The organism is Variovorax sp. Soil_C_17, from assembly GCF_057657265.1.
In genome coordinates, this window is record NZ_JBDGIT010000056.1 from 1 (window position 1) to 489 (window position 489).

The window sequence follows — 489 nt, forward strand, 5'->3', positions numbered from 1 at the left end:
CACGCGAGGCGCCGGCTGGGAGTTCGCTCACGTGGCCATCGACGACCACTCGCGTGCGGGCTTCGTGCAGATGCACGCTGACGAGCGCAAGGGCTCGGCCGTGGCGTTCCTGCAGGCCGCCGTGGCGCACTACGCGGCTTTGGGCGTCACCATCAAGCGCCTGATCACCGACAACGGCTCGGCCTATCGCTCGCGGCTGTTCGCCAAGACTTGCCAAGCATTGGGCATCAAACACACCTTCACCAGGCCCTATCGCCCGCAGACCAATGGCAAGGCCGAGCGGTTCATCCAGACCTGTCTGCGCGAGTGGGCCTATGGCCGCGTCTGGACCAACAGCGGCGAGCGCACCGCCTGGTTGCCAGCCTTCTTGAGTTACTACAACGCCAGGAGGCCGCACTCGGCCTTGGGCTACAAGCCTCCGGCGTCCCGACTCGGCGGGAACAACCTATTACTGAGATGGACCCGACGCCTCCCCCTCGGGGAAACTTG

Annotated in this window: 1 protein-coding gene; it reads left to right on the top strand. The window is 65.6% G+C overall.

Translation table 11 applies throughout. The features are described from left to right. Positions 1-489: integrase core domain-containing protein (locus tag AC3A6Y_RS35010; RefSeq protein WP_487872794.1), on the top strand; the 489-nt coding region annotated here is incomplete at both ends.